Here is an 11,734-nt window from a genome sequence, read left to right as displayed (position 1 = left end):
CCGGCGCTTCCGTGGCGCCGGGTGGGCTGACTAGCGGCCGCTGTGCCGTTCCTGGAATTCGTTGACGACGTCAACGGGATGCCTCTTGGAATGGATGGGTGCATCTGTGTACGGTGGGTGCATGTCAGACGCGCCCGCTCTCCAGGTCGGAACGCTGGTCACCGGCTCCGAGATCGCCCGACTCGCGGGTGTCACGCGTGCCGCGGTCTCCAACTGGAGACGGAGGTACGGCGACTTCCCGGCGCCCGTCGGCGGCGGAGCGGGCAGCCCGCTCTTCGCTCTTGCCGATGTGCAGGCGTGGCTGAACAAACAACGTAAGGGGAAGGACCTCTCGGAGGACGTGCAGCTGTGGCAGGCGCTGCGTGGAGCCTACGGCGACGACATGCTGGGCGCACTCGTCGATGCGGCTCGACTGCTGGCAGATCCGGCACCGGGCGTGCCCGGCGCGCTGCCGCCAGACGCCGTCCGTCTGCTCCGCGCAGCGGCGGAGGAAGGAGCGGCAGGCGAGACTGCCGGCGTTCTCGCCGAACGCTTCACTGACTCCGTCCGCCGCGCGGGATCGGACTTGGTGACCTCGCCGCGCATCGTCCGCGCGGTGCAGCACTTCGCCGCAGATGCCCCAGACGATGTGACCGTATTCGATCCAGCGTGCGGTATCGGGTCGTTGCTCATGGCTGTCGGGCCCGAACAGGGAGCCCGCCGCTATGGCCAGGAGCTGGATGCACGCAGCGCTCGCTTCGCGCAGCTGCGGGCCCACCTCATGGGACGCGGCCGAGTCGACATCGTGGAGGGAGACTCCCTCCGTGACGACCACTGGCCCGATGTCAAGGCGGACCTGGTGGTCTGCGATCCGCCGGTCGCTGACGGTGACTGGGGGCGGGAGGAACTGCTCCTTGATTCCCGCTGGGAGTACGGCACGCCGTCCCGCGCCGAAGGCGAACTCGCCTGGTTGCAGCACGCCTATGCGCACACCGCGCCGGGCGGCCGTGTGCTCATGGTCATGCCCGCGTCGGTTGCCTACCGCAAGGCGGGCCGCCGCATCCGCGCCGAGCTCGTACGACGCGGCGTGCTGAGACAGGTCGTTTCCCTTCCACCGGGCAGTGCAGCCTCGCATGCGCTACCAGTGCACCTGTGGCAGTTGCGCCGGCCGCAGTCGCCCGGCGACGAAGCGGTCGGCGTACGCATGGTGGACCTGACCGACAACGAGCCGGACGGCTCACTGGATCCGAGGCCCGATCAGACGGTGGACGTACCGTTGATCGAACTGCTCGACGACGCCGTGGACCTCACCCCGAGTCGCTACGTCAGAGAGTCGCATCGTGACTACGTCGCCGAATACGAGCACCTGCGGCAGGAGCTGACGCAACAGGTCCGCCGGCTGGCCGTGCTGCTGCCACCCTTGACCGAGGGGGAGGGCAGCGGCGCCCTGGACGGCCCGTCCGTCAGCGTCGCCGACCTCGCGCGGGCCGGACTTGTGGAACACGGAGATCCCGAGCCGGCCTCCGCCAGCGACCAGCTCGACACGGACTTCCTTCGGGGCTTCCTGCGCAGCCCCGCGAACACGCGCCGCTCCACCAGTTCGAGCGGCACCTTCCGGTTCGATACGAAGGGTGCCCGCATTCCCCAGATGGACATCGCCGAGCAGCGCCGCTATGGCGAGGCGTTCCGGGCGTTGCAGGAGTTCGAGGAGCGCGTACGGCGGGTGGCCGAACTGAGCAAGGAGGCCGCCGCGCTGGCACGTGACGGGCTGGGCAGCGGAGCCCTCACCCCCATCCGAAGCAGGCGCACCCCGACTGAATAAGGGCGGGCGCTCCGTCAGCTCGGGACGAAGGGAGTGGGCTCCCCGGCCCATGACACCGCCAGCGCCTCTCGCGCTCGGGTGCACGCAACGAACAGTAGGCAGCGCTCCCGCAGCAGATCCGACTCGTGCTGGAGGGCATCCACTGCGGCGGGCGTGACCTCACGAGTAAAGGGCACCGCGCCCGCCGTCACGCCGAGAACAGCGACACAGCGAAACTCCAACCCCTTCATGCTGTGCATGGTGGCCAGGCGCACGCCTTCAACCTGCGGCCCAGGGTTGTCCCTGACCCGGGCAACCGGAATCCCGGCCGCGGACAGCTTGTCGTAGGCCTTGTCCAGCAGCACGTTGAAGCGGGCGCACACACCGATCTCCGAGGGCCGGATGCCTTGGGCGATCCAGCCCGCGACACGGTCGACCAGTGCGTCGACCTCAGCCTGCTCCGACCCGTGCCCCTCGACGTGCGGCCTGCGTCCGTGCAGGAGCGAGCGGTAGCCCGCCAGAGAGTCACTGCCTTCGCCGCCCAGGTCCTCGACGGCGACATGGCCCATGACCCCCGTGGACCAGGACAGAATCTCCTCGGTGCTGCGGTAGTTGACGCGCAGACGGTGAGCGCGGCCCGTCACCGGGATCCCCAGTGAGCCGAGCGACACCTTCGAGTCGTAGATCCGCTGGTGAGGGTCGCCCGTCAGGAACAGGTCATCGCTACCGGGCGCCACGGCGCCGCGCAGCACACGCCACTGCGCCGGGTGCAGGTCCTGGGCCTCGTCCACGACCACGTGATCGTGCGTGGGAGACGATGCGGTGAGCAGTTCGGCGGCGCGCGCGCAGATCCCGAGGTGCGTTGTGGCCTTCTGATTGCGCAGCATCGATTCGAACAACTCGACGGCGGGCCACAGCTGTTCCCGACGGGCGAGCGACAGCGCACTGCCGCGACCTCGCCGTGAGGCGACACGGTAGGCGTCCCGACTGCGCAGGTTCTGAGCGAGGATCACGTGCCGGTATTCCTGGGCCAGGAACTGCTCGGTCCACGGCAGTCCGAGCTTCTTGACCACTCGCTGCCACACCTGCCGCTCGTCCCGGTCCCCGAGCGGGGAGGGCACCTGGCCGTCGAAGCGGCTCACGATGCCGTGCGCGTAGGCGTTGACCGTGGTCACGTCGACGCGCGCGAGCAGCGAGGAGTCGCTGTCCAGCAGGACGGACAGGTTCTCCCGCAGGGAGGCTGCCAGGGCACCCGTGAAGGTGGTGAGCAGGATGCGGGAGTCGGACGAACGCGTGAGCAGGTGCTTGACCCGATGCAGTGCCGCCACCGTCTTGCCGGTCCCCGGCCCGCCGGTGACCTGCACCGGCCCGCCGTACGACCCTCGATAGGCGACACGGCGTTGCGAGGGGTGCAGAAACACCCGCCAGGCGGCGAAGGGCTTCTCCAGAATGTCGGCGAGTTCCTCCGGGCCGGTGACCGGAGTGATGCGGCTCGTGGTGTTGGCGATCGCGATGGCGAGGCTCTCGGCAGGGTCCGGACCAGCGTCGACGGGCTGCCGTACCGCAACGACGTCCCGGTACACCTCCTCGGGGCTGAACCCCTCGGCCAGATACTGGAGCACCTCGCACTGGTCCTCCGGCAGCAAGGTCTCGAACGCCCGCAGCTGGGCCGTGTCCACGATCGTCCGAACGGCCCTGAGCACCTGGGCGTCGATGCCGAGCTCGCGCAGCACGGTGTCGGAGTACCTGGCGAAGAGCAGCGAGCCGGCCGCCTCTGCGGCCTTCTCCAGGGCGGGGGTGAGTTCTTCGAGCGCGACCACGTTGCGGACTTCCAGTGCGCGCGTGGCGGAGTTCGTCGTGTACAGCCGCTTCGCGGCCCATGAGTAGGCATCGTCATGGGGGACGACGTTGACAAGCAGGAAGACGTCAGTGCCGTCGTCCGGAGCGAGGACCACACCCCGCCAGAAGTCGTTGATACGGATGGTCCGCATGCGCGGGTCGCGCGCGTTGTCCACAGACTCCAGGTGCAGCCCCTTGTCCGCGTGCAGCTCGGGGACGGTGAGCTGCTGGAACTTCTGCATGGCCTTGCGCACGCCGGCCTTCACAGGCCTTTCCAGGACGTCGTAGCTCTCCCAGAAACTGTTGGCGAACGCGAGCTGCGGCACGAGGTGAACTCCCCACCCTGAACGGACACTCCGCAGTTGATCATACGCGCGGCGTGCCGATCAGCAGGTCGGCCACCGCCTGGATGTCCGCCAGCAGTCCGGGGGGCTCCTGGTCGAGATCGAGGGCATGCTGGTGGATGACGATGCCTGCGTGCCGCACTGTGTGGGCCGCGTGCGCCGCGTTGCCCTTGGCGTACACGAGATGCCCTTCCGACAGACCCAGAGCGGTGCAGTACGCGAGCATCTGGTACAGATCGGCGTCTGGAAAACCGTCCCGCTTCTCGGCCTTGTACTTGGCATCCACCACGGCACACATCGCTCCGCCCGGCCCGTACAGCACGAGGTCGGGCTTCATCCGGATCGCGGCGGCCTCGTCGAGATGATGTGGATCCTGGAGCCGTGCCATGTGACCGCCGGCACGGCAGGCCTCCCGCAGTGCGACGGTCACGAAGTCCTCGAAGAGCTTGTTCATGTCGAACAGGAACCCGTCGACGCGCAGTCCGCCGACGGCATGCTCGACCGATGTGCCGTCCAGGACGACCCGGGCCAGATGAAGGGCTTGGTGGTACCGGGCGTTGAGGCGGGTGGGCTGCCACTCCGGCAGCGGCTGACCGCGTACCAGTAGGCTCGCATCGGCGAGTCGGGCGCGCTGGTGGAGGAGCCTGCGGCGCACCTCGCCGGGTACACCGGGTAGCCGTAGCAGGCGTTCGACGGCAGCGCGCAGGATGCGGTTCTCCGCGATGTCGGTGGTGAACTCGTCGAAGGCGACCTCGATGGGCAGCATGGCGCCGAACCGCCGTCGTATCTGCTCGGACTGCCGGATGCGACCGCGCACGACGAGGGAGGACTCCTCCGTCGCTCGGTATCCCTGAAGGAGCCCCCGTCGCAGGGACCGGTCCACCTGTCGTTCCACGGCGTGAGCGAAGGCGGGCAGCAGATCTCTGTGCCCGGCGACTCCCACCTCCCCGTCCCGCCAGATGCCGTCCGCGCTCAGGGCGTAACCAAGGAGGAAGAACAGGCGGGCGACGGGGACCTTGGACGCGACGCGCACGGTGACCTGTGTGCCGATGTCCGGCTCCGTGAAGGTCATCGCGCCGACCTTGCTCCCGGCTCGCAGCGACCAGCGCCCGGAGAGGTGCGGATCCGGGGCCGCGTCCACCATGTCCCCTGCCGCCAGGGCTCGTCCGATCGCCTCCGGCAGAGGGACGGAGAGCGCGGGGGCGTGTTCGACGAGTTCGACGACCCGGGTCACCCGAGGGACTCCCGGAGCGCCGCAAGGCCGTACCGCTTTTCGACGTCGACCCCCTCGCCGTAGTGGTGTTCCTCCAGCAGCGGGAGGATCTTGGTCCGCCAGGTCCGCTCCAGCCCGTCCTCCCGGTAGACACTCTTCTTCATCAGATACGAGGGCCCGATGCGGAAGTCCACGTCGGCGATGCGGGTGTTGAGCGCATCGAGCAGCTCGGCCGGCTCGCTGTCGCGGCCCGCACGCGCGAGCCAGCGGCGCAGCAGCCCGCTCGTCGGCTCGGTGCGCGGTGAGAGCTCGACGAAGGCGAAGCGTCGCCGCATGGCCGCGTCGACGAGGGCGATCGAACGGTCGGCGGTGTTCATGGTGCCGATCACGAACAGATTCGGCGGCAGAGCGAAGTCGTCACCGGAGTAGGTGAGCCGCACGGACTTGTTCCGGTATTCCAGGAGGAAGTACAGCTCACCGAACACCTTCGCCAGGTTGGCGCGGTTGATTTCGTCGATGATCAGGAAGTGCGGGACGTGACGGTTTCCCTCGAGGGAGGCCAGATCGGCCAGCTCGCGCAGCGGGCCGGCGGTGAGTCGGAAGGCGACCTCGCGCGTGCGGGGGTCCTCCTGTGGCCGGAAGCCCTCGAAGAAGTCCTCGTACGCGTAGGACGGGTGGAACTGCACGAGCTTGACCTGCTCCGGTCCACCGCCGAGGAATTCGGCCAACTTCAGCGCAAGATATGTCTTGCCGGTTCCGGGAGGGCCGTACAGCACCAGCTGCCGCTCGTCCCAGAGCAGATCGCGCACCTCACGCAGCCATTCGGTGTCGTGCACCAAGAGCTCGGCGGCCAGGTCGTCCGTCGGCTCGGGCAGTTGCAGCTCCCGCCGGGCGGTCAGCGCGGGGACTTCCATGCTCGGATCACGCTCTATCGCCTCCGCCTCCTCCGCAAGCTCCTGGTCGGTGAGACCGAGGCCCTCGATGTGGGCCTGGACCGAGGTGAGGTCGACGACGTCGTGCTGGATGGACAGCTTCTGCTGCAGTTCCTCCGGAAGATCGTCGTACGGGAACCCGGTCGGGTGCCACTCGGCCGGCCGGCGCAGGTTGGACCGCCGGTCCTCGGACTCCGACTGCTCGGCCTCGCCGGTGATCTCACCGACGTACAGCCGGCCGCCGGAGATCGTGCACACGCTGTCGCCCGGCTTCATACGGGACAGGAAGGCGTGCAAGTCCTCGCCGAGCTGCTGCTTCTGGCTGTAGGTCGCCGTCGACTCGTAGTCCTCCTGGACCAGGGTGCGCAGCTCGTCCTTGCTGACCCCCGGCTTCACGCCCTGCCTCAGCCGGGCGGCGGCCAGAGTGACGCGTCCTTCCGGCAGCCAGAGGCGCTGTACGAGGTCGAGCCCGGTGACATTGGAACCACGCACGAGCCAGGGCCGGTTGGGGCCGGCCCACACCCCGGACATGTAGTCGGAGAGCGGCCTGTCGTCCTCGGTCCGCCACTCCTCCCATCCGTTGCGCGGAGCACCGACCATGACCACGGCGGCGAAGGAGGGCGAGCCGAACACGACGTCCTCGGTCAGCTCAAGCCAGCCCGGCCAACGCGTCGACGACACCAGCACACCCTGCGCCTTGAGTTCCTCCCGGCGTCTGCTCGGTGACTTGAAGTGTTTGTCGAGCGACGGCATGACATGGTCACGGGCCGGGGATCCCGCCCTGACAAGGAACTTCCGGCTCCCGTTCGTCCCCCTCTCGTCCAGCAGCACCCCGCGTGCTCGCTCGATGCCGTCACCGTTGGGCAGGCGCAGCCGGAATTCCGGATACTCGTGGGTCACGGATCACCTCTCTCACTGGGCCGGTCTCGTCCGGCAGCGTACTGCGGGGCACGGACAGCGATCGGGTGCCCGGGGACGTCGCTGCCGTTCGGCCGGTACGGAGTGCGGCGAGGAACACACGTGTGTCAGTGAGGCCCGCCATGATGGCCGCATGCAGAAGCTCGAAGCGCATGAGATGCCCCTCCACAAGGTCTTCAGCAGTGACTACGACTTCCGGATCCCGGATTATCAGCGCCCGTACGCCTGGCAGGAGGAGCAGGCGGTCCAGCTGCTCACGGACCTCGCGGAGGCGCTGGAGCGGGGGTCCGAGGAGCCCTACTTCCTCGGCTCGTTGGTCCTCGTCAAGGAGAGTGGGCAGCCGAGGTCCGACGTCATCGACGGCCAACAGCGTCTGACCACGCTCACCATCCTGTTGTCGGTGCTGCGTGACCTGACGGCCCAGGCCGAGCTGCGTGACGCTCTGCACAAGCTGATCAACCAGCCCGGTGACCCGATTCTCGGCAGGATGCCGCAGCCTCGGTTGCGGCACCGTCAGCGGGACGCCGACTTCTTCCACAAGTACGTCCAGACCGGCGGCGCCATCGACATGCTGCTCGCCCTGGACAGGACCGCCTTGGCGACGGACGCGCAGAAGGCCGTCCGGGACAATACGGCTGCCCTGCACAGTGAACTGGAGCGCTGGTCCGAGGAACGCCGCCTCGGCCTGGTCAGGATGCTCGGCGAGCGGACCTTCCTGGTCGTGGTCGCCACCCCCGACCTGGAGAGCGCGCACCGGATCTTCAGTGTGATGAACTCCCGCGGTCTGGACCTTTCCCCCACCGACATCTTCAAGTCGCAGATCATCGGGGCCCTGGAGGACCCGGGGCAGTCGGCGAACTGCGCCCGCAAGTGGGAGGACGCCGAAGAGACCCTGGGCAGGGACGACTTCGCCGACCTCTTCCTCCACCTGCGCATGATCTACGAGAAGAAGCGGGCCGAGCGGGAGCTGCTCAAGGAGTTCCCCAAGCAGGTGCTCGACCGCTATCTGCCGGACAAGGCGGATGTCTTCGTCAACGACGTCGTCGTCCCGTACGCCGAGGCGTATGCCCAGGTCCGCGACGCACGTTACGAGGCGTCGTCCGGTGCGGAGCAGGTCAACGCCTGGTTCAAGCGGCTCCAGCAGACGGACAACAACGACTGGCGGCCCGCGGCGCTGTGGGCGCTGCGCAACCACGAGCACGACCCGGAGTGGCTCGACCGCTTCTTCCGTGCCCTGGAACGACTGTCGGCCAGCATGTTCATCCGCCGCGTCTACACCACCCCACGCGTGATGCGCTACGCCGAACTGCTCCGCCAGCTCGACCAGGGCCAGGGCCTGAACTCGCCCGCCTTCGAACTGACGGAGACCGAGAAGGCCGACACCCGCGCGCGTCTCGAGGGCGAGCTGTACCTTGTCGGCAAGATCCGCAAGTACGTGCTGCTCCGTGTCGACGAGATCCTCTCCGCGGCCCATGGTGTGAAGTACGACCTGCCGCTCATCACCGTCGAGCACGTCCTCCCGCAGAATCCGGAGGCCGGCTCGCGGTGGACGGAGCTGTTCGACGAGGACCAGCGCGGGTACTGGACCCACAGGCTCGGCAACCTGGTCCTGCTCAACCGCGTGAAGAACTCCGCCGCGCAGAACTACGCCTTCGCCGCGAAGAAGTCCAAGTACTTCACCGGCCGCGGCGGAGCGGTCCCGTTCGCTCTGACCAGCAGGGTGCTCCAGTACGAGGACTGGACGCCGGACGTACTGGAGGCCCAGCAGAAGCAGCTGGTCGACCTGCTGGTCAAGGAGTGGGCCCTGTGACCGTCGCGGCGCCCAGCGCCGCGAGAAGGCCGGTCACCTCCAGCAGCCGGGTGCGGATCTCCGCCGGGGCGGGCGGCAGTTCACAGGGCCGGTAGTGGCACGCCGCGCTGAGCGCCGACCAGGTGGTGCGGCAGCGGCGGGCGGTGGACTGGCCCGCGTACCACTCCAGGCAGAGCATTCTGTGCTTGCCGATCAGGGTCATGGAGGGGGTGACACGCCGCCAGTAGGCGTCCAGGGCCTGGTCGAGTGCCATGCGGAGGAGGACGGCCGCAGCGCGGGCGCGCAGTCCGGGGGCCAGCGAGTGCACCGTTCCGGGGATGGGACGCAGGAGGCGGTCGGCGGCGGTCACCAGGCTCTCGGGGGAGGGGCTCATCGGGCACCCCCCGAACCCTGCGTTCCCGTGGAGGTCCGGATCGCCGTGGCGAGCGCCGCGGTGCGGCGCACCAGCCTCCTGCGGTCGTCGACCGTCGGAAGGGGCGTGTGCGAGCCGGAGTTGAAGGCCTCGATCAGCGCCCAGCCGCCGGGGTCAAGCCGTTCGACGGCCGCGCGGGCGTGCCGCCCCGCGTCGCCCAGGAGGGCGAGGGACACGTACGTCTTCGTGCGCTCCAGGGAGCCGACACGCTCCTCCACGGCCCGCAGGCCGAGCCCCTGCTCGTCGCGGAGCCTGCGGCGCGCGGTCTCCAGACAGGCCGCCTCGACCGCCACCCGGCACATAGCCGGGAGCACATGGTCGGCCACATCCTGCGGCAGGCCCGGGTCCAGGGAGACGGCCCGTGCTTCAGCGAGTGCCTGGTCCACCGGGTCGGTGAGGGTCTCCACACCTACGAACGAGTCGGTCTGACGGGTGATACGGAGGACGGTCGCCTCGATGCCGAGGTGGGTGATGGCCTGCTGGAGCCGGGTGTCATGGGTGAACACGATCACCTGCCGGTCGCAGGCGCAGGCGTCCAGGACCCGGGCCAGACCTTCCACCTTCTCGGGGTCCATGGACTGTACGGGGTCGTCGATCACGAGGAAACCGAACGGGCTGGCCGCGTGGGTGGCGCGGGGCAGGAACAGGGAGAGCGCGAGGGAGTGCAGCTCGCCCTGGCTCATCACGCTGTAGGCGGGGGCGGACATCTCGTCCACGGAGACGTCCAGTTCGACCTTGCCGCGGCCCGGGGTACCGGCGAGCGTCACGGACCCGAGCGTGACGCTGCTGTGTTCGCACAGCTGCTGCCACACCTCCTGGGACCGCTGAGCGAAGGGACGCAGCCGCTCGTCGCGCAGCTCGTCGATGATCGGCCGCAGCCAGGTGCGGGCCTTGCGCGCGTGCTTGCGCCGCTCGCGGGCGCTCTCGGCCGCCTCCTCCGCGCCCAGCCACTCCGCGAGCCGCACGGCCGTCGGCTGCCAGGCACCGTCGTGTTCGGCGAGTCGGCGGGTGGCCTCCTCCCGCGTCTGCCGGCAGGCCTCGTCGAGGGCGGTCGCGGTGCGCTGAATGCGGTCAGCCAGCTCCCGGGGATGGGTCACGTCCCTGCACTGCGCCCACTCCTGCCACACCGAGCCGAAGGGGGACGTCTCTCCTCTCAGCCACACCGGAACCGGCTGAACGAGGCCATGGGCGGCCCGCACCGCGTCCGCCACCTTCTGCCGGGCGGCAGCGGCGTCCTCGGCGTCCGTCCGGAGCCGGTCCACCTCGGCGCGCGTCCTTTCGGCCCACGCGCGGTCGAGCCGCTGCTCCGCGCCGCAGACAGGGCAGTCCGTGGTCCGCGAGCGTCGCTGCTGCTCCAGCGCCGCCTCCAGCAGTCCGGCGAGGCGACGAGCCTCTTCGGCCCGGCCGTGCCGGGCGTCCTCGGCGTGCGCGGCGGCGTCCTGCAGTCGCTCGACGGCCATGCCGACCTCCCGCAGGTCCAGCTCGTCGAGGCCGGCGTACTGCCGCAGCCGGGCCAGTTCGGACTCGGCCGCCGCGTCGCGGTCCTCCAACAGCGCCCGTACCCGGTCCAGGTCGCGCGTGCTTGCCGACAGTCCCTGGACGGCCTCGCGGGCCCGCGGGTCGTCGAGCGCGGCCAGCTCGGTGAGCAGGTCCGCGGTGAGCGCGTCAGCCCGCTTGATCACCTGATCGCATTCGCCGACGGCGTCCTTGACGCGCCCGTCGAAGTCGGCGAGCAGTTCGAGTCCGAGAAGCTTGAAGAAGGCGTCGTGCAGTCCGCCGAGGGTGCCGTTGATCATCGAGCCGAGTTCGCTGTACGGCAGGAAGGGGCGTGCCAGGTCCAGCGCCTCCGGGGCGATGACCTCCTCCAGCTTCCGCTCGGAGCGATCGGCCCCCTCGACCGTGGTCCGGGCTTCGGTGACCTTGGTCCCGAACCAGGTCCGCCGCACGGTGACGGCCTCGCCGCGTTCCCCGACGGTGAGCTCGACGCCGACCTCGGGCGTGACGTCGGGGCTGTGCAGATTGCGCCAGCCCTTCTGCCAGTCGCCGGCCCGCCGTCCTTCCCACCGCGAGTTGCGCCCCGTGATCGCGGTCTCGGCGGCCTCGGCGAAGCTCGACTTGCCGGAGCCGTTGGGCCCCGCGACGACCACCAGGCCGGGGCCTGGAGGCAGTTCGAGCGTGGTGCGCGGTCCGATACCGCGCCAGCCACCCACGGTGATGGACCGCAGCTGCACGGGGTCGGCGCATCCACCGGTGCCCCTGGCACGCTCCTCGGGGAGCAGCTCACGCAGCAGCTCCCGCACCTTCGGCGCGAGGCCAGGCTCGTCCAGGCGGTCGAGGAGGAGGGCGCGCAGCGAGGCAGAGGGCTGGTCGGTCATGGTCGGTTCCCTTGACTGGGTGTGACGGACGGTGCAACGCGGGCCGATGAGCCCCCTGTTGGCAAATTGAGCATGACAAGCGTGCGTTGGCACTGTCAACAGGTTCCATGT

General features: G+C 69.3%; 7 protein-coding genes. 2 read left to right on the top strand and 5 right to left on the bottom strand.

The window, feature by feature from the left end; all coding sequences use genetic code 11:
- Positions 1–121 precede the first annotated feature (121 nt).
- Positions 122–1,801, top strand: a complete 1,680-nt coding sequence (locus ACFW5B_RS12110) for an N-6 DNA methylase (protein WP_386437194.1) — start codon at positions 122–124, stop codon at positions 1,799–1,801.
- A gap of 14 nt (positions 1,802–1,815) precedes the next feature.
- Here the strand turns inward: ACFW5B_RS12110 and ACFW5B_RS12105 are convergent, their stop codons facing one another.
- From ACFW5B_RS12105 to ACFW5B_RS12095, 3 genes are read right to left on the bottom strand one after another with little or no spacing between them, the layout of a single operon-like run.
- On the bottom strand, positions 1,816–3,945 hold the full coding sequence (locus ACFW5B_RS12105) for a UvrD-helicase domain-containing protein (protein WP_386437191.1): 2,130 nt from the start codon (positions 3,943–3,945) through the stop codon (positions 1,816–1,818).
- Positions 3,946–3,985: 40 nt separating this feature from the next.
- Positions 3,986–5,197: an McrC family protein gene (locus ACFW5B_RS12100; protein WP_386437189.1), complete on the bottom strand. Its 1,212-nt coding sequence runs from the start codon at positions 5,195–5,197 to the stop codon at positions 3,986–3,988.
- On the bottom strand, positions 5,194–7,008 hold the full coding sequence (locus ACFW5B_RS12095; RefSeq protein ID WP_386437186.1) for a DUF4357 domain-containing protein: 1,815 nt from the start codon (positions 7,006–7,008) through the stop codon (positions 5,194–5,196). The genes ACFW5B_RS12100 and ACFW5B_RS12095 overlap by 4 nt, the downstream gene beginning before the upstream one ends.
- A gap of 151 nt (positions 7,009–7,159) precedes the next feature.
- On the opposite strand from ACFW5B_RS12095, the gene ACFW5B_RS12090 reads away from it, so the two are divergent.
- Complete coding sequence (locus ACFW5B_RS12090; RefSeq protein WP_386437183.1) at positions 7,160–8,836, top strand: DUF262 domain-containing protein; 1,677 nt, start codon at positions 7,160–7,162, stop codon at positions 8,834–8,836.
- Here ACFW5B_RS12090 and ACFW5B_RS12085 read toward each other — a convergent pair.
- Positions 8,817–9,209, bottom strand: coding sequence for a hypothetical protein (locus ACFW5B_RS12085; protein ID WP_386437180.1), 393 nt, complete (start codon positions 9,207–9,209; stop codon positions 8,817–8,819). The two genes, ACFW5B_RS12090 and ACFW5B_RS12085, sit on opposite strands and share 20 nt — an antisense overlap.
- A complete protein-coding gene (locus ACFW5B_RS12080) occupies positions 9,206–11,623 on the bottom strand; it encodes an AAA family ATPase (protein ID WP_386437177.1) in 2,418 nt (805 codons plus the stop codon). The genes ACFW5B_RS12085 and ACFW5B_RS12080 overlap by 4 nt, the downstream gene beginning before the upstream one ends.
- Positions 11,624–11,734: the final 111 nt, after the last annotated feature.

This window comes from Streptomyces sp. NPDC058773 (assembly GCF_042746015.1).
Lineage (GTDB): Bacteria > Actinomycetota > Actinomycetes > Streptomycetales > Streptomycetaceae > Streptomyces.
This window is presented reverse-complemented; position numbering and strand designations above follow the sequence as displayed.